The sequence below is a fragment of the Ruegeria sp. HU-ET01832 genome, from assembly GCF_040371315.1.
GTDB classification, from domain to species: Bacteria; Pseudomonadota; Alphaproteobacteria; order Rhodobacterales; family Rhodobacteraceae; genus Ruegeria; species Ruegeria lacuscaerulensis_A.
This window is the reverse complement of sequence record NZ_BAABWL010000003.1, coordinates 203383-221505: the sequence shown is the minus strand read 5'-3', so window position 1 is coordinate 221505 and position 18123 is coordinate 203383. Positions and strand designations below refer to the sequence as shown.

Here is an 18123-nt window from a genome sequence, read left to right as displayed (position 1 = left end):
CGCCCACCTCAGCCATTTTCCAGGCTTACTGGCAAATCGAAGCCGTGCTCTTTCAGCAAGGCATGACGTTTGGCGGTCTTGAGGTCTTCGCTTACCATTTCAGAACACATTTCCTGAACGGTCAGTTCCGGCACCCATCCAAGTTTGGTTTTGGCCTTCGACGGGTCGCCCAACAGGGTCTCGACCTCGGCGGGCCGGAAGTATTGCGGATCGATACGCATGACGACGTCCCCGGGCTTAAGCGCGGGCGCATTTTCGCCTTCGACCGCTTTAACAGTCGCAACTTCCTGAACGCCTTCACCCGAGAACTCCAGCGAAACACCCAGTTCCGCAGCGGACCACTCGATAAACTGACGGACGGAGTACTGTACGCCTGTCGCGATAACGAAGTCTTCTGGCGCATCCTGCTGCAGCATTAGCCATTGCATCCGCACATAGTCTTTCGCGTGCCCCCAATCGCGCAGACTGTCGATGTTGCCCATGTACAGGCACTCCTCAAGCCCCTGTGCAATATTCGCAAGACCCCGTGTGATTTTCCGCGTCACGAAGGTTTCACCCCGGCGCGGGCTTTCGTGGTTGAACAGAATTCCGTTGCAAGCATACATCCCGTACGCCTCACGGTAATTCACAGTAATCCAGTATGAATAAAGCTTGGCCACGGCATATGGGGACCGGGGGTGGAACGGTGTGGTTTCTTTCTGAGGAATTTCCTGCACCAAGCCATACAACTCGGAAGTGGACGCCTGATAGAAACGTGTCTTCTTTTCCAGGCCTAAAAACCGTATCGCTTCCAACAATCGCAGCGTCCCAATCGCATCGACATCAGCTGTGTATTCCGGCGATTCAAAGCTGACGGCAACATGGGATTGCGCGCCCAGGTTATAGACCTCATCCGGTTGAACTTCCTGAATAATTCGAGTCAGGTTGGACGTGTCGCTGAGATCACCATAGTGCAAGTGGAGTTGAGGGTTCGGATCGTGCGGATCCTGATAGATATGATCAATGCGTTGCGTATTAAACGACGAGGCGCGGCGCTTGATTCCGTGAACTTCATACCCTTTCTCCAAGAGAAACTCGGCCAGATACGATCCGTCTTGCCCTGTGATGCCGGTTATTAAAGCAGTTTTAGTCATTGTCTCGTTCCACAAAACTCAATCTGGCTGGTAGGACTCTCAGAAACAGCAAGAACACCCAGAATGCAACCCGGCGGCAGGAAACGGCATTGAAACCCGTTGAACTTTGCGAAATGCTGGCGCGCGTTAAACACTCTTTTGTTGAAGGACATTGAAAAATGCGGATAGCGATGATCGGCACAGGTTATGTTGGCCTTGTGTCGGGCGTTTGCTTCTCGGATTTTGGCCATGACGTTATTTGCGTCGACAAAGCCGAAAAGAAAATCGAGATGTTGAAAGCCGGCCAAGTCCCCATCTACGAACCGGGGCTTGATGCTCTGATGGCCAAGAATGTAGCGGCAGGGCGGTTGAGTTTCACGACCGATCTGGCTGCTGCCGTGGACGGTGCAGACGCAGTTTTCATTGCAGTGGGAACCCCAACCCGGCGAGGCGACGGGCACGCTGATCTGACCTACGTGATGGCCGCCGCGCAAGAGATTGCTCAGTCGGTCACCGACTATACCGTAATCGTCACCAAATCGACCGTGCCCGTCGGCACCAACAGAAAGGTGCACGAGGCTGTTCTTGAGGCCAATGCGGATGCAGACTTTGACGTCGCTTCAAATCCTGAATTCCTGCGCGAAGGGGCGGCGATTGACGATTTCATGCGCCCCGATCGTGTTGTCGTGGGCGTTGAAAGCGACCGCGCCGCCGAAGTTATGGCCGAGATTTACCGGCCGCTCTATCTGCGAGACTTCCCAATCCTGACGACGGATCTGGAAAGCGCCGAGATGATCAAATACGCGGCAAACGCGTTTCTTGCGACCAAGATTACTTTCATCAACGAAATCGCCGGCCTGTGCGAACGTGTGGGCGGTGATGTCAAAGAAGTCGCGCGCGGTATTGGTCTGGATGGTCGTATCGGCAACAAGTTCCTGCATGCTGGTCCGGGTTATGGTGGCTCGTGCTTTCCTAAAGATACCGCTGCTTTGGCGAGGATCGGTCAGGAACACGCTTATCCAATGCAAATCACCGAAACGGTTATGCGCGTGAATGACGGCGTCAAACACCGCATGATCGAGAAAATTCGCGACGTATGCGATGACAGCTTCAACGGTAAGACCATCGCGGTTCTGGGTGTTACGTTCAAACCCAACACAGATGATATGCGTGATGCCCCTTCGTTGACCATTGTCCCCGCACTGATCGGCGGAGGCGCAACGGTTCGGGTTGTGGATCCGCAGGGTCGGGCCGAGGGATTAGCCTTGTTGCCCGGCGTGGAATGGTGCGACGACCCTTATACCGCAATCGCCGATGCGGATGCGGTCGTATTGCTGACCGAATGGAATGAGTTCCGCGCCCTGAACCTGTCGGACATGGCACGTTCAATGAAGTCCCCCCGGATGGTGGATCTACGAAACATCTATTCGAGATCGGCTGCTCGGAAATCGGGATTCGAAACCTATATCGGTGTGGGCCGCTGACCGCCGCTTTAAGAATTGGCGTATAGCGGCACAGAACTGTCTGCTCCCTCGGCCAGGGCCTTTCTCTGATCTTGCCGTACCTGCTCGTAAAGCGCCAACGCCTCGGGTGAAAACAGCATTTCGGGCGCAGGTACCGGCACGAAATTGCTTTGAGTATCTTCGCCCCGTGCCAACAGGGCATAATCGCGTTCGGCCACCAATTGCTTTGCATTCGGGTTCAGATAGCGGATGGCCAGACCAATCCGCCGGTCATCCGAGCGGTTCGGCCCAGAGCCGTGGATGGTCAACCCGTGGTGCAGCGACATCTGACCCGGTGCCAGCTCGATATGGGTTTTATCCTCATCCGCGACCTCTACCGCGATCTCCTGCCCACGCGACAATAAATTCGTATCCGAATAGGTGTCGTTATGCGGCAGGATCGGGTTCTTATGGCTGGCGCGTACGAAATCCATGCAGCCGCTGTCACACGTTGCAGGAGACAGCGCGATCCACGCCGTCACCTGATCCGGCGTTTCTCCCATCCCCCAATAGGTCAGGTCCTGATGCATACCGACTGTTTGGCGGGTGTTCGGTTCCTTAACAAAAAACTCGGCCGACCAAACCATGATATCCGGCCCCAGAATACCCTGAACGATATCCAGCACCCGAGGGTCCGTCGCAACACGCGCTGCCAGCGGCATAACAAGATGTGCGTTGACCCGTTTATAAGTATTCAGGGGTAGCGGAAGATCTGCGCCAAGCCAGTCTTTCTCGATCTGTTCGAACTCTGCCCTGATCTCGGACGTTTCCTGTTCCGAAAACGTAGTGAGCGGGTACAGATATCCGTCCTCCCAATAGCTTTCTATCTGCTCAGGCGTCAGACTGCCAATCGGCGCGGAATTCAATGCAGACATGCGTGTCTCCTTCTCAGGCATGTCTTCAAAGCTTAGACGTTGTCCGAAGTAAGGCAGAATGTTGTGTCTTGCCCGTGAGGGTAAGTTGAGCTTAGCCTGAATTCATGTCGTCCCGCATCCCATCCCTCAATTGGCTTCGTGTCTTCGAGGCCGCGGCCCGCACCGAAAGCTTTGCGCGCGCGGCTGGGCAGTTGAACATGTCTTCAGCCGCCGTCAGTCAGCAAGTCAAAGCCCTGGAAAATCAACTGGGAACGCCCCTGTTCCATCGCCATGCCCACTCTGTGACACTGACCGAGGCAGGTCGCGCCTATTTGCCTTCGGTCCAGCAATCGCTTTTGAAGCTGGAAACGTCGACCACGGGTCTTTTTGGCGAAACGCGCGGGCAACGCTTGTACGTTCAGTCGGTGCTTTTGTTTGCGCATGGTATTCTGGCCAGCGGGTTGCCAGCGTTTCAAGACCTGTACCCCAGGATCAACCTGTCTTTGACGACAGGTAATCTGACGGCAGACTTTGCCAATCGATTTACTGATCTTCAAATCGTTTTCGGTAACCCGACACTTTTCGGCACTGAGGGCGACGAATTGTTGCGCGAACGCCTTTACCCCGTCGCTCCGCCAGATATCGCGGATCGCATCCATAGCCCAGAGGACCTGTTTCAGTTCACCCTCATCGAAGTATCAACCCATCGCGCCAGCTGGCTTCATCTGTTCGAAACACTGCGCCTTCCAGCTGGGCGGGCCCGGTTTTTCTTTGCCGACAATTCCATGATGGCGGCTGAGCTGTCCGCCAACCGAGGCGGTATTGCGTTGGCGCGTGCCCCTGCATCTGACCGGGTCATGGCCCTGTCGGGCCTTGTGCCCTGCCTGCCCGGCATCGACGTTGCGGGGCAAGAAGCCTATCACCTGATTTACCCGTCCAAATCTGCTTTGCGACCCCCCGCCCGCGACTTCCGCAACTGGATCATGGATTACAGTGCTGCGGTCCAGACACGGTAACGTCCCTGCCCTGTCACCTCGCGGATCAAACCGCGTGACGTGAAAAGGTCAATGTTACGCTGCGCGGTCGCTCGTGACGCCTTGGTCAATTCTTCGGCCAAAGGAACCGAAACCATTGGCCACGCGGCTAGCACATCAAGCAGCATTGGCGGGGTTTTCCCACTCAGATCGGACGTCAGATCCCGAGCTCGGAGTTCCCACGCGCTGACACGGTCCAAGTGAAGCAATGCCGCCAAAACGGCCTGACCTAACCCCTTGATCCAAGCACTTAGCTTATCGTTGACCTCTCCAACCCCACGTAAAGCACCCGGCCCAGACAGTGCAACCGGCATGAAAAGGGCGCCCCCCCGGCCCATCGTTGCCGCGTGTCGGGCCGCAATGACCGCAGCCTCGGTGTCTTGTCCCATGCCCTGAGACAGAGCGCGCCATGCGTGGAATGCAATCGCTGCTTGCGTAACCGGGTGCAGGCTTGCAACCCCGTACATCACGTCCGCCAAATCAGCAATCGCCTCGGGGACCTCGTCCATGCCAAGCGCCATACGATCAAGAAATGCGGTCAATCCTGTGCTCCAGCCACCCTCGGCCGGGCCAGCTCCGGTTGTCAGGCGCCTGACGGCCCAACCTGCCCGAAACAACGCCTGAACGTCATCTCCGGTCGATCCGATCCGCAACCCTGTCCACAGCGCCAGGCGATCAACGCCAATCCGGTCACCGGTCCACCAACCTAGGTCCGAAACATCCATCAGTGCCAACCGATGCGTCCACCCCTTTGGACCCGCACGTAGTCTTTCGTCCAGAGCCCCGAAACTTGCCGCAAGATCCGCCAATTCATAAGAGAGTTCGGCCTGCGCGGCCCGCCAATCCCTGAAGTCGAACAGTGTTCTGCGGTCGGCCTTCGGACCCGGTGGCAGAAAATCTTCGTCAATCTCGGCGTCGGCGGGCAGAAACCACAGATCGTCTTCCTCTGGCGGGTCAGCATCATAGATGCTGCGCGGCCCCAGCGAGTCGTCGTCTTCCGGGTCTGGCCTGACAGGTTTAGTGGTCATACCCGGCATATTTCGGGTATTTCCACCAGTTCACAAGGCGTTTCTGCAGCAGATGGATCAGCTGGCGAAACTTGTGGTCAGAATATCCAACTGCCCTTCCAGAGGTGTCTGCGGATTGCTGCCAATCAGCATATAACCATAGCCACCCTCGGACCATGTCGCCGTTGCCAGACCGCTGAGCTCGGCAAGGTTGACGTCGTTACTGGGGGCACCCTCACCTTGTCGGATGATACAGAAGGCGAATGGTTGGCCCTGCTCGTCGGCAAATACCACCTGAACCAGCGGTTTGCCATTGAATGACAAAATCTGCGCGCGTTTCAGTTCCATTCCCGGCAAAGCTTCAAGCGTTTCGCGGTTCAAGGACCGTCCCAGCTCCGCCTCTGCCAAATCGAACTGCATTTTCAGCGCCTGTTCCGAATTGTCCAGCGACGCAATCGTGTCAGGTACATAAAGCGACTGATAGATCGCCGCCTGTTGTGCCCAACCCAAAGGTTCAGGCCGGGTTGTCCAGAACGTTGCTGAAACAGCGACAACTGCCACCGAAGCCGCAACGGCCATCAGGTGCCACGGTCCGCCTGAAGAATACGAAGATTCCACCGGCTGCGGCTCTGGCAGCTCAACTTTCGGCGCCTCGGCGGGCACCTTTTCAAATACCGCCTGCACCATAGGTGCGAACGAGTCCAGCGCCATAAGGCGCGCCTCCAGCTCAGGGTCGTCCTCGACCGCGTGTTCAATCGCGGTTGCCTGGTCGTCATCCACTGTGCCTTCCAGATACGCTATCAGCGTCTCATCGGAAAACTTCATTTGCCACTCCGTCGAACGGCGTCTGCAGCACTTAGCTGCATCACGGTTTTAAGTTTCTGCCGGGCGTTAGACAACCGGCTCATGATGGTTCCAATCGGCACATCCAGCATCGCAGCCGCTTCGCGGTAGCTATAGCCCTCAACGAACACAAGCATGACCGTTTCCCGCTGCGCTTCTGGCAGGTGCATCACTTGAGTAAACACCTCAGCTGCGAAAATATTCGTTTCCGAGTCAGCTTCAGGCGAAATTAATTCTGCTTCGGGTGTGACCGACAGCGCCTGCGCCTTCCTAACCGAGCGCGCCCGGACTTCATTCAACCAGATCGAGCGGCAGATCGTCATCAGCCAACTGTCCAACCGGTCATGTGATGTCACTTGATGATGGCGCTCGAGCGCGCGAAGGCAAGTGGATTGCAATAAATCGTCGGCTACGTCGGAGGCGCCGGACAAGGCCAGCCCAAACCGCCAGACGCGTTTTGAATGCGTCTGTATCGCGCCGCGTACGGCTTGTTCGGAACTAATTGCACCAACCATTGAATAAATAGTGACCTGTGTGTGTTTGACATTCACGAGCCGGGCCCGCCTGGTCAGAATTGACATAACCTGTGGAGGAAAGAAATGAAACTTCTGTTGAAAGCAGTCACGATTGCGTCGGCAATTGTTGCAACGCCAGTATTGGCCGAGCATTGGACCCTGTCGCCTGAAAACTCTCATTTGGCGTATGGTACCATCAAGAAAGATACCGTGGGCGAGGTCAATTCCTTCACCAACTTATCCGGTCACGTGGGTCCAGATGGCAAGGCCGAGATCGAAATCGATCTGTCGTCGGTCGAAACGAATATCGACATCCGTAACGAGCGGATGATCGAGCACGTCTTCCGCAAAGCGGGCACTGCCGCCCTTAAGGCCGAGTTCGACATGGCCGAGGTCAAGGCGCTTGGAGTGGGCGAAACCGCGGTAATTGACGTCGAAGCAGTACTTACTCTGGTGGGGACAGACGTGGAATTCGACGCAGAAATGTTCGTTGTCCGCGTATCCGAGACGTCAGTTATGGTGTCGACCAATGACATGGTGTTTATCAGCACCGAAGACGCAGGCGTGAATACAGGTGTCGACAAGCTGATGGAACTGGCCAGCCTGCCCGGCATCACCCGCACCGTACCGGTCACTGCGCGCTTGTTCTTCAACATGGATGAAAACAAAGCCGAGGCAACACCCGCTGCCGCTGCAACCCCTGTCGCCGTCGCTGCGGTGGAAGGCGACATTAAAGCCGGTAAGAAAGTCTACCGCAAATGCAAAGCCTGCCATCAAGTCAAAGAAGGCAAGAATGGCGTTGGACCGTCATTGTACGGAATCGTCGGTGCACAAGCAGCACAAGCGGAAGGGTTCAAATACTCGGATGCTCTGAAGGCTTCAGGGCTGGTCTGGAACCCTGAAACTCTGGCTGCCTTTTTGGCTGACCCCAAAGGCGCCCTGCCCGGCAACAAAATGCAGTTCCCCGGCCTGAAGAAAGAGGAAGATATCACCAACGTGATTGCCTATTTGCAGGACGAGGCGCAGAGCTAAGGCTCAAAACCGTTTCCCTCACCTGCCCCGCCGCGCTATGCCTGTCATAACCAAATGACAGCGCAGGGGCGGGGCATGAACGAGACGGTCAAACTGGAACTGGACGAGATTAAGGCCCTTAGCCTCAACATCTTGACGAAATCCGGTTTTGGAACGGACCACGCTAACGCAATTGCAGGGATGCTTGCGACCTGTCAAATCGACGATTGCCAGTCTCACGGGTTGTTCCGCCTGTTCATGTGCAACGACACCATGAAAGCGGGCAAGATCGATGGGCGTGTCGCGCCGGTGTTGGAACATTCGGACAATGCCATCGTTCGGGTGGATGCGCAGGGCGGCATGTCCTTGCTGGCCTTCGAACAGGCGCTGCCGGTACTGATCGAGAAGACGCGAACCCACGGCATTGCCGCCATGGCGATCAACCGCTGCTTTCACTTCTCGGCGCTCTGGCCCGAGGTCGAGCGCTTGTCTGCGGTTGGCCTGGCCGCGATGGCGATGGTGCCCAGCCATTCCTGGGTCGCCCCTGCGGGGGGCTCGCGCGGTAGCCTCGGCACCAACCCGCTGGCCTTCAGTTGGCCGCGTCAGGGGCAAGACCCGTTTACCTTCGACTTTGCCACCAGTGCCTTTGCCCGCGGTGAAATTGAACTCTATCGACGCGCGGGCAAGCCCCTGCCCGAGGGTGTGGCCATCGACAAGGACGGCCAACCCACGACCGATCCAAAGGCGGCGATGGAGGGCGCAATGCTGACCTTTGGCGGCTATAAGGGCTCGGCCCTGTCGATCATGATCGAGCTGATGGCAGGCCCTTTGATCGACGATTTGACCAGCCTTGAAAGCATGGAATACGCCGAAGGCGCGGGCGGCGCGCCCTATCACGGCGAGATCATTCTTGCTTTTGATACGGCCCAGTTCAGCGGCGGCCGTTTGGCCGCAAATGATACCCGCGCCGAGCGTTTGTTCGCCGATATCATCGGTCAGGGCGCCCGCTTGCCCTCGCAAAGGCGCTTTGCCGCAAGGGCCCGCAACACTGAACGTGGTTACGTCGAAATTGCCAAAACGCTGCACGACGATTTGCAGGCGCTAGCCGCTCAGGTGTAAGGCCTCTTTCCCTTCGGCATATGGCTGGCTAAGTAGGTCCTCCGGATAATATTCAGGAGGCCCCCTTGGACCGCATCGCCCGCACCATCGCCACAGAGATCAGCGCCCGCCCCGAACAGGTCGGTGCTGCGGTGAAATTGCTGGACGAAGGGGCCACCGTTCCCTTTGTCGCGCGGTACCGCAAAGAAGCGACGGGTGGGTTGGACGACACTCAACTGCGCACGCTGTCTGACCGGCTGACCTATCTGCGCGAACTTGAAGCGCGGCGCGAAACGATTCTGGGCTCGATTAAGGATCAGGGCAAACTGACCGACGATCTGGTCAAGTCCATTACTCGGGCGGACACAAAGGCGCAGCTGGAAGACATCTACCTGCCTTACAAGCCCAAGCGCCGCACCAAAGCCATGGTCGCGCGCGAAAACGGGTTGGAGCCGCTGGCCGATGCGATCCTGACAAACCGCTCGGCCAATCCTGAGGCACTGGCCGAGCGCTATGTAACCGAAGCCGTGCCCACCACCAAAGATGCCCTGAACGGCGCGCGTGACATCATCGCCGAGCGATTGACCGAGGATGCGAGCTTGCTTGGCGATTTACGCGGCTTCATGCAACGCGAAGCGTATCTGACGTCCAAAGTCATCGACGGCAAACAAACGGAGGGTGCCAAGTTCAGCGACTATTTTGAGCATGTCGAGCTTTGGGCGAATACGCCCTCTCATCGCGCGTTGGCGATGCTGCGCGCGTCCAAGGATGGTATTGTTACACTTGATATCGCGCCTGAACCCGAGACAGGAGTGGCGCGCGCCGAGGCCATCGTTGCTGCGTGTTTGCACACTCGCAGCGATGCACCCGGAGACGTCTGGCTTCGCAAGGTGGCGGGTTGGACGTGGCGGGTTAAACTGTCCCTGTCCCTTATGGTTGAATTGATGGCCGATCTGCGCAGCAGGGCGCAGGATGACGCAATTCAGGTGTTCTCGAATAACCTCAAGGATTTGCTGTTTTCCGCACCAGCAGGTGCCAAGGCAACGCTGGGATTGGACCCCGGCATTCGTACCGGTGTGAAGGCGGCTGTTGTCGACCCAACCGGCAAAGTCATCGCCACCACCGCGCTGTATCCGTTTCAACCGAAAAACGAACTGAAGGCCACGCAGACAAGCATTATGGCTTTGATCGAAGCGCATCAGATCGAGTTGATCGCGATCGGCAACGGCACAGCAAGCCGCGAAACTGAGAAGATTGTCGCCGACACGTTGAAACTGCTGCCCAAGTCAGTGAAAGCGCCCACCAAGGTGGTGGTTTCCGAGGCAGGCGCTTCGGTATACTCGGCCTCGGAACTCGCGGCGCGTGAGTTTCCCGATCTGGATGTGTCACTGCGCGGCGCTGTTTCAATCGCACGGCGCCTGCAAGATCCGTTGGCCGAGCTGGTCAAGATCGAACCCAAATCAATCGGAGTGGGCCAATATCAGCACGATGTGGATCAGCACCGGTTATCGCAGTCGCTGGCATCCGCGGTCGAAGATGTCGTAAACGCCGTCGGGGTGGACCTGAATACCGCCTCTGCCCCGCTCCTTTCGCACGTCTCGGGCCTGGGGCCTGGCCTTGCCGAAGCCATCGTGTCACATCGTGACATCAACGGCCCGTTCGCCACGCGGTCCGAACTTTTGGACGTCGCGCGGTTGGGACCACGCGCCTATGAACAATCCGCAGGGTTTCTGCGCATCCGGGACGGCAAAGAGCCCCTGGATGCATCCTCGGTGCATCCCGAAGCCTACGACGTAGCCCGGCGCATCGTTTCTGCCTGCGGGCGAGACATTCGGCAGATTATGGGGAATGAACAGGCCCTGAAACGGCTGAAACCGCAGCAATTCGTCGATGCCAGATTTGGCCTTCCGACTGTCCAAGACATCTTTGCCGAGCTTGAAAAACCCGGGCGCGACCCGCGTCCAAGTTTTGTAACAGCGACTTTCCGCGAAGGTGTCGAGGAGATTTCCGATCTAAAGCCCGGAATGGTTCTGGAAGGCACCGTGACCAACGTCGCCGCCTTCGGCGCGTTTGTTGATATCGGTGTTCATCAGGACGGGCTGGTGCATGTCAGCCAGTTGGCCGACAGGTTTGTCAAAAATCCCCATGACGTGGTCAAAACCGGCCAGATTGTCAAAGTGACCGTCGTCGATGTGGATACCAAGCGCAAACGCATTGGTTTGAGCATGCGCAAGAAAAAGGGATAGCCTTGGGCGCCTTGCACAAGCAAAAAACCCCGGCAATTCAACCGGGGTTTTCAGAAATCTACAGTTAGGCGAGTGCCCTATTATTCGACGATCTTGTGCGAATAGCCAGCCGTTTGTGACGCGTGGAAGTCTTCGACCCAGTCAACGGTAAACGCGTAGTCATCCTCGGTCAGCGGCTTGTGGCAGGCCATGCACGGAGCTTCGTTCACACTAGCCTTGTTCGAGCCGTCGACCTCAAAGACCGAATAACGCCAATCGTCATTCTTATAGATTTCAGGGACATCATCCCCCCACCCGTCGCGCTTTTCCATTGCCGTAAATAGCTTACGCTCGCCAGCAATCAATTTACCCTCAGCGTCCTTTAGCAGATTACCATCAGCGTCTTTTTTAGCGTCGTAAATCTCGACCAGGAAATACGAACCAGGTTTGAACGGCAGACCGGTCTTGACCCCTTCAAGCGCCAAATCGTTACCGCTGAAGAACCGAACCTGTTTACGGTCGTCATAGTCTTTGCGGTGATAACGGGTGAACGTGGTTTCATGATCCTTCGGGAACGCCATCAACGATCCGTCAAGACCCGTGTCATTGCTGGCAACCGCCCCAGCTTCGCCCCCGGGCAGGCTGGCGAAATAAGCGGCCAGATTATCGATCTCTGCGTCGGACAGGTTCGCTGCGATGGCGTTCATCAGATCATCCTTGCGGCTTTCGGTTTTGAACGCCATCAACTGCTTTTTGATGTAGCCTTCTTTTTGACCGGCAAGGTTTGGGAAATTGTCGGCCGTACTGATACCAGCACTACCGTGGCAGGCGGCGCATTGCGCCGCCGTTTCACTACCAGCCTGGATATCTCCGGCATTCACAACGGTCCCTAACGAGGTGCCAACTATGGCGGCCCCTAGTGCGGCTTTTACCAACGATTTCATCAAATGTCCTTTCACTGGCTGGCAGCCGCCCGAAACGTGACAAACGGCGATGCTTGCTGTGGTCAGGACATTAGGCACATGGACTACGCACGCAATGGATGCACCGTTCACAAACGCGCACAAAAAAATGAGACCGTTTTTAAGCTTGGTGCAGGCCGAAACGCATCATTCAATCCGCATAGCTTCGGTTTCGATTTTTATATTCACAAGGTCACCCACAAGGCCATTCTCGACCGCGTAAGTCATTCCATAGTCGCTGCGTTTGATGGAGGCTTCTATCGAAAGCCCAAGCACAAACCGTTTGTGCCCAAACGGGTAGGGTTCAGCCTTGTTCAACGTCACGTTCAGTGTCACCGGCTGGGTCACGCCCAATATCGTCAGGTCTCCGGTCACTGTGCCCGCATTGTCCGTGGCGGCTGTACCAGACTCTGCGACAAAAGTGATTTCGGGGAATTCCGAGACATGCAGAAAATCCTTGTTTTTAACGTGCCCGTCACGCGCCTTGTTAAAGGTGTTGACGCTTTTGGCATCGATCGCGACTTGAACATTCGCCAGTTCCTGCGTCTCGGTATCATAGTCGAAAATACCCTGCACATTGCCGAATATCCCCAGCGTGTCGGCATATCCAATGTGTTCTATGGCAAAAAACACCGTCGTATGCTCGGGGTCCAGTTCGTAGCTCGCCATTTCGGCGGCCACTGCGATTGGAGAGGTTGCGATCAGAAAGCTTAAAGCAATATTGCGCATGGCTGGTCCCTTGACGATTGTCGAACTAGATAAAGGTAGTCAAACAATCATATAGCCCGCGCCCTGCACCGACAAAGTAAACTAAATGCGCTTAGCCCGTCTAACTTGTGCCACTTGGAACATTCACCGCGCCAAGGGAGCGGACAAGCGGGTTGATCCCGATCGTGTCCATCGAACCATCGCTGCTGATCTGGCCCCTCTTCGGCTGGACGTTTTAGCCTTGCAGGAGGCCGATGGCGAGTGCCGGCCACATGCGCGAATTTTAGACATGCGCCGTATACAGGCCGACACCGGCTTGGTTTACCAGCATGATCAGCATGCGATGCGATGGGGATCACAAAGCGACGGGTTCCTGGGAACCATTCTATTTCTTCATCCGCTTCTTGAGGTGACCCACCGCGATGTTGTCGATCTTCCGGGGCATTGCCACCGCGGCGCGGTCGTGGTCGAGACCCTGCGAGACGGCGTCGATATGCGAATTCTCTCAACGCATTTATCGCTGTTCCAACCCTTGCGCGTCATACAAATGCGTATCATCGGGCAATATTTGCGGCGCCGTCCCAGGATGCAGACAATTCTTCTGGGTGACTTGAACGAATGGCGGCCGTGGGGTGGTTTGATGTTTCACAGACGTCTTGTTGGGCAAAAGCTTGCAGGACCTGCCCGGGCGACCTTTCCGTCACGCCGCCCTTTGTTGCCTCTGGACCGCATTATGACTGATCGGCCTGACGCGGTCTTTGATGCACAGGCTATGTCGACGCCGAATCTGCGCATGGCGTCAGACCATTTACCATTGATTGCTTCGGTCAAGGTTTCGTGATCACCTGAATAATGACGCTCGGCATTTGTTAAGAGATTAGTCAAAAGGGAAATCTACGCTAGATCACAATAGATTATGACACCGCAAACCAAAGTCCAAGCGTCACAGCGCGTGACAACCGACCGCCAGTCTCTCTGGCTGATGTCGCCCCTGACCTCCTTTTGGCTTCAGGTAGGTTTGATTGGGTGTGGGCTGACAATCTTGGCATGGTTAACCCTGCCAACTGTGTTTTGGGTTCTGCTTGCGTTCTTCGTGGCCTCGGCCCTTGCCGGGCTGGGGTTGGCAACTTCGTACCCTTACAGGGTGCTGGGCCTTTGCAATACCGTAACCTTGCTGCGCGCGGCCCTTGTGGCGTTCCTTTTCGGCACGCTTTTTGTCGCCGACACTGTGTCGGGCTGGGTGATATTCTGTATTGGAACAAGTGCATTTGCGATGGATGGCCTGGACGGCTGGCTGGCCCGCCGCTCTGGCCTGCAATCCGACTTTGGCGCGCGGTTCGACATGGAAACCGATGCCGCCTTGGGTGCAGTGCTTGCGCTGTGGCTGATACTATCCGGGACCACACAGGCCGAAGTTCTGATCCTTGGTTTTGCTCGCTATGCCTTTGTTATCGCTGGTTGGGCAATACCCCGGCTGCAAGGAGAGCTTAGGCCATCCTTTCGTCGCAAAACCATCTGCGTGGTACAGATCGCGGCACTTTTGATATTGACTTGCCCGCTGGCACCACCCTTTCTGATCGCGCCGATTTCCATCAGTGCGTCAATCGCGCTGAGTTACTCATTTGGCGTGGATATCCGTTGGCTGCTGAGCCGCAACTCATGAGGTTATCTTTCGCACTTATCCTCGGCGCTTTTTTGGTCTTTTGCGCTTTGGTCCTGCCCAACCATCCCGGCACAATGAATTGGTCTGCGCTGAATCGCTGGCCGCTGGAATTGCCCGTGATCCTTTTGTTCATGATCGCGTTTGGAAGGATCCCTGGGGTGGCGTCAATTCTGGCGGCCCTTTTGGTCGCAGCCAGCCTGATGAAACTCGCTGACTACGCCACGTTCACCGCGTATAATCGCACCTTCAATCCAATCGTCGATACATTTTTGATCGAGGCAGGTTTTGGCTTGTTGCAAGACAGTGTTGGCAGGCCCTTGGCCATCGCGATGGCGGTCACAGGCGGCGCGCTGGTGGCCATCTTTTTCGTATTGCTGCGTTTTGGGCTGAAAGCTTGGGGGGCTCTGTCACCACCCGTTTGGACGAAGACGGCTGCGGTGCTTGGCATAATGATCACAGGATCCTGGGCCGTAGCAGACGCCGGGCATCACCTAAAATACTGGCGTTTTGATCAAAGCCCTCCGGGCACGGCATGGACATCGCGGCTGGTGTTCAAGCGTGGGACCGAGATGCAGGCAACCGTTGACGATCTGGCTGTGTTCCGTCGCGAGGCGCGGGCAGATCCGATGCGACAGGCGCAAGGTTTGCTGGATAGGCTTTCGGGCCGCGATGTTCTACTGATCTGGATTGAAAGCTATGGCCGCGCGAGCTTTGATAATCCACTGTATTCCGAAACCCACCTGCCGACGCTGCAAAGTGCCGAGACGGCCCTTACGCAAGCGGGACTGTCCGTCAAAAGCGGCTGGCTGACCTCGCCCACGGCAGGTGGCGAAAGCTGGCTGGCACATGGCGCCTTGTCGACCGGCCTTTGGACGTCGGATAACGGACGCTACAACGCAATGCTGGTCAGCAATCGAAAGTGGTTGTTTCACTATGCGCGGGATGCCGGCTATCGCACGGCGGCGATAATGCCTGCGATTACGCTGGCGTGGCCCGAAAGCGCCGTGATGGGGTTCGATCACATATTTGCAGCCGCGGACATTCCTTATCGCGGAAAACGTTTTGGCTGGGTGACTATGCCTGATCAGTTCACTCTGGCGACCTATCAGGATTTGCTACCGCCCGACCCACGGCCTGATTTCATTCAAGTGGCGCTGATCTCGTCCCACGCGCCATGGACACCGATCCCGCGGATGATCAGGGATCAGGACCTGGGCGATGGAACCGTTTTCACACCGATGGCCGAGCACGGTCCCCCCGCGCGCGAGTTATGGCAGGATCACGATGATGTGCGGGACGCCTATCGCCGCGCGATAGATTACAGTTTACAAGCGGTATTTTCACATGTGGCAAAACTGGGCAAGCAAGCACCACTCGTTATTGTCGCAGGAGATCATCAAGCCGCAGGTTTTGTGGCTGGCAGTGACAATCGCGATGTCCCGATCCATGTTATCGGCCCCACAGATGTTCTGTCTTTGATTGACCACTGGGGCTGGACTGACGGTCTAGCGCCCGCCGCGGATGGCCCGGTGCGTCGGATGGATACGTTTCGCGATGATTTCCTGTTAGCCTTCACATCTTCGGGGCAATTGGCGGGAGAATCGAGATGAGCGGCCGCCTGTACCGACTGTTCGGATCACTCGCGCTGTTGGGCGTCGTCTTGTGGTGGAGCGCGGCCGGAGAGGTCTGGGAAAGACTGCGCGAAGCTCAGCCGTTCTGGATTGTGATAGCAATCCTTGCCCTGAATTGCAGCACCCTATCAATGGCACGGCGATGGCAGCTAACCGCGCGAGCGTTGGAGCTGAAGATCACTTACCGCGCAGCGCTAAAGGAATATTATCTAGCTCTTCTCGCCAATTCGCTGTTACCCGGTGGTGTCGTTGGCGATGTCAGCCGTGCAATCCGAACACGCCAGCATGGCGACCTGAAACGCGCAGCGCAATCCGTCGTGGCCGAGCGGCTTATGGGCCAGGTGGCTCTGTTTGCGGTCCTTTTTGCCGGTCTGTCCGTTAGTTTATTGTGGCTAGGTGGAATCGAATGGCCCAGCGGGACAGGATGGATGCTGGGAGCTGGCGTTACCCTGACTTTCGGTGTGTTGATCTGGCTGGCGTCGGCTCAAAAGACAGCCCGTTTTACGAAGTTCTGCCTTGTGCTGATGGTCCGCCCAGAGATTTCGGCTCATGCCATGACGGCCGCTGCTCTGTTGATCTTCGGCCTCTATGCATGCGCCCGTGCTACTGGAAAGGAACTATCGATTGAGGCAAGCGTGACAGTTCTGCCCTTGGTCCTTTGCGCCATGCTGGTTCCGTTGTCGATCGCCGGTTGGGGATGGAGAGAGGGCGCCGCCGCCGCGCTTTTTCCCATACTGGGGGCATCGCCCGAAGCTGGGATCGCGATGGGTATCTGTTATGGTGCTGTGATGCTATTGGCCGCCCTGCCTGCGGTTGCTTTTGTTTTTATGCCCTCCGAAGCTGAGTTGAACACAAATCCCTTGGAAAACGCATCATGAGCGCCGTTTTTGCGATACCCGGAGACAAAGACCAGCGCACCGGCGGTTATATCTATGATGCGACCGTATTGGATTTGTTGAACCAAATCGGCTGCCCAACCGCGCATCTGGAACTGCCCAGCAGTTTTCCGAATGCACCTGCGCATGACATGGAAACTGCGCTGAATGCTCTGCGGGCCGTTCCTGCCTCTACCCCGGTTATCGTGGACGGTTTGGCACTGGGCGCCATGCCACCCGAAGGTGTCGCCAGTATTGCCGCACCTGTGATCGCGCTTGTCCACCATCCGCTTGGGCTGGAAACCGGAACAGATCCCGCTCGCGCACAGGATTTGATCCGCAACGAGGCCGCAGTGCTGGAACATGTCGCCCATGTCATCGTGACCAGCACCCATATCGGGGAGACGCTTTGGGCCGATTTCGGTGTGTCCCCTGATCGGATCACTGTGGCAAGCCCCGGCTTCCTGCGCCCCATGACTGGTTCAGCACCTGTTTCACCACCGCTGATCCTGAGTGTTGGATTATTGTCATCGCGCAAGGGCCACGACGTTCTGATCTCTGCTTTGGCGCAAATTGCCGACTTGTCTTGGCAGGCGGAAATTATCGGCCGCCCGCAACACCCAGACTATACAGCAGAATTGCAGACACAGGTCTCGAATGCAGGGTTAGCTAATCGTATCCAACTAAGGGGCGAGGTCGACGGTGCCGCCATCGAGGATGCATACCGACGCGCAAGTATGTTCGCTCTGGCCACACGATACGAAGGCTACGGTATGGTCCTGAGCGAGGCGATGCTGCACGGTCTGCCGGTTGTTTCCTGCGCAGTCGGCGCGGTCCCCGAAACGGTTGGCTATGCCGGGCGTCTTGTGCCCGCCGATCAACCGGATGCCTTTGCAGCCGAATTGCGCACCCTGCTGGAAGACCCGGATCAGTTGGCGAAAGCTGCGCATGCTTCACTGGAACAGTCGGCAGGGTTGCCGAGCTGGCACGACACAACCCGGCATTTCGCCGATGTCATCAAACGGGTGGCCGAGTCACTTGCGCCGCCTTTCCCCTTTGGACCCACGAAATGAACTGGACTGC

Annotated in this window: 17 protein-coding genes; 10 read left to right on the top strand and 7 right to left on the bottom strand. The window is 56.8% G+C overall.

Features of this window, described 5'->3' with window-relative positions; translation table 11 throughout:
- Positions 1-8: 8 nt before the first annotated feature.
- Positions 9-1133, bottom strand: a complete 1125-nt coding sequence (gene gmd, locus ABWV79_RS10995; RefSeq protein ID WP_353391931.1) for a GDP-mannose 4,6-dehydratase — start codon at positions 1131-1133, stop codon at positions 9-11.
- Positions 1134-1291: 158 nt separating this feature from the next.
- On the opposite strand from gmd, the gene ABWV79_RS10990 reads away from it, so the two are divergent.
- On the top strand, positions 1292-2596 hold the full coding sequence (locus tag ABWV79_RS10990) for a UDP-glucose dehydrogenase family protein (RefSeq protein ID WP_353391929.1): 1305 nt from the start codon (positions 1292-1294) through the stop codon (positions 2594-2596).
- An 8-nt stretch (positions 2597-2604) separates the two neighbouring features.
- Here the strand turns inward: ABWV79_RS10990 and ABWV79_RS10985 are convergent, their stop codons facing one another.
- Positions 2605-3489 (bottom strand): phytanoyl-CoA dioxygenase family protein, encoded by an 885-nt coding sequence (locus ABWV79_RS10985; protein ID WP_353391927.1) that lies wholly within the window; start codon positions 3487-3489, stop codon positions 2605-2607.
- 104 nt (positions 3490-3593) lie between these two features.
- Between ABWV79_RS10985 and ABWV79_RS10980 the strand changes: the two genes are divergently transcribed.
- The gene (locus ABWV79_RS10980; RefSeq protein WP_353391925.1) at positions 3594-4484 is read left to right on the top strand and encodes a LysR family transcriptional regulator; all 891 of its coding nucleotides are present in this window, start codon (positions 3594-3596) and stop codon (positions 4482-4484) included.
- On the opposite strand, the gene ABWV79_RS10975 is transcribed toward ABWV79_RS10980, so the two are convergent.
- The 3 genes from ABWV79_RS10975 to ABWV79_RS10965 are packed head-to-tail and all read right to left on the bottom strand — an operon-like array spanning position 4457 to position 6903.
- A complete protein-coding gene (locus ABWV79_RS10975) occupies positions 4457-5539 on the bottom strand; it encodes a helix-turn-helix domain-containing protein (protein ID WP_353391924.1) in 1083 nt (360 codons plus the stop codon). The two genes, ABWV79_RS10980 and ABWV79_RS10975, sit on opposite strands and share 28 nt — an antisense overlap.
- A 48-nt stretch (positions 5540-5587) precedes the next feature.
- Positions 5588-6334: an anti-sigma factor gene (locus tag ABWV79_RS10970; protein WP_353391922.1), complete on the bottom strand. Its 747-nt coding sequence runs from the start codon at positions 6332-6334 to the stop codon at positions 5588-5590.
- A complete protein-coding gene (locus tag ABWV79_RS10965; protein WP_331251810.1) occupies positions 6331-6903 on the bottom strand; it encodes an RNA polymerase sigma factor in 573 nt (190 codons plus the stop codon). The genes ABWV79_RS10970 and ABWV79_RS10965 overlap by 4 nt, the downstream gene beginning before the upstream one ends.
- Positions 6904-6951: 48 nt before the next feature.
- On the opposite strand from ABWV79_RS10965, the gene ABWV79_RS10960 reads away from it, so the two are divergent.
- The 3 genes from ABWV79_RS10960 to ABWV79_RS10950 all read left to right on the top strand — a co-directional run bounded on the left by ABWV79_RS10960 (position 6952) and on the right by ABWV79_RS10950 (position 11222).
- Positions 6952-7899, top strand: a complete 948-nt coding sequence (locus ABWV79_RS10960; protein WP_353391920.1) for a c-type cytochrome — start codon at positions 6952-6954, stop codon at positions 7897-7899.
- Between the two features lie 75 nt (positions 7900-7974).
- Positions 7975-8997, top strand: a complete 1023-nt coding sequence (locus ABWV79_RS10955; protein ID WP_353391919.1) for an Ldh family oxidoreductase — start codon at positions 7975-7977, stop codon at positions 8995-8997.
- Between the two features lie 65 nt (positions 8998-9062).
- Positions 9063-11222, top strand: coding sequence for a Tex family protein (locus ABWV79_RS10950; RefSeq protein WP_353391917.1), 2160 nt, complete (start codon positions 9063-9065; stop codon positions 11220-11222).
- A gap of 80 nt (positions 11223-11302) precedes the next feature.
- Here ABWV79_RS10950 and ABWV79_RS10945 read toward each other — a convergent pair whose 3' ends face one another.
- A complete protein-coding gene (locus tag ABWV79_RS10945; protein ID WP_353391915.1) occupies positions 11303-12145 on the bottom strand; it encodes a cytochrome P460 family protein in 843 nt (280 codons plus the stop codon).
- Positions 12146-12310: 165 nt separating this feature from the next.
- Positions 12311-12892, bottom strand: a complete 582-nt coding sequence (locus ABWV79_RS10940) for a YceI family protein (protein ID WP_353391913.1) — start codon at positions 12890-12892, stop codon at positions 12311-12313.
- An 85-nt stretch (positions 12893-12977) separates the two neighbouring features.
- On the opposite strand from ABWV79_RS10940, the gene ABWV79_RS10935 reads away from it, so the two are divergent.
- The 5 genes from ABWV79_RS10935 to ABWV79_RS10915 all read left to right on the top strand — a co-directional run bounded on the left by ABWV79_RS10935 (position 12978) and on the right by ABWV79_RS10915 (position 18113).
- Positions 12978-13712, top strand: coding sequence for an endonuclease/exonuclease/phosphatase family protein (locus ABWV79_RS10935; protein ID WP_353391911.1), 735 nt, complete (start codon positions 12978-12980; stop codon positions 13710-13712).
- A 201-nt stretch (positions 13713-13913) separates the two neighbouring features.
- The gene (locus ABWV79_RS10930) at positions 13914-14534 is read left to right on the top strand and encodes a CDP-alcohol phosphatidyltransferase family protein (protein ID WP_353391909.1); all 621 of its coding nucleotides are present in this window, start codon (positions 13914-13916) and stop codon (positions 14532-14534) included.
- Positions 14531-16144 carry a sulfatase-like hydrolase/transferase gene (locus ABWV79_RS10925; RefSeq protein WP_353391908.1) on the top strand — a complete coding sequence of 538 codons (1614 nt, stop codon included), beginning with the start codon at positions 14531-14533 and terminating at the stop codon, positions 16142-16144. Before ABWV79_RS10930 ends, ABWV79_RS10925 begins: the two co-directional genes overlap by 4 nt.
- Entirely contained in the window at positions 16141-17043 is a 903-nt protein-coding gene (locus ABWV79_RS10920) for a lysylphosphatidylglycerol synthase transmembrane domain-containing protein (RefSeq protein ID WP_353391906.1), read from the top strand. The genes ABWV79_RS10925 and ABWV79_RS10920 overlap by 4 nt, the downstream gene beginning before the upstream one ends.
- Positions 17040-18113, top strand: coding sequence for a glycosyltransferase family 4 protein (locus ABWV79_RS10915; RefSeq protein ID WP_353391904.1), 1074 nt, complete (start codon positions 17040-17042; stop codon positions 18111-18113). Before ABWV79_RS10920 ends, ABWV79_RS10915 begins: the two co-directional genes overlap by 4 nt.
- Positions 18114-18123 lie beyond the last annotated feature (10 nt).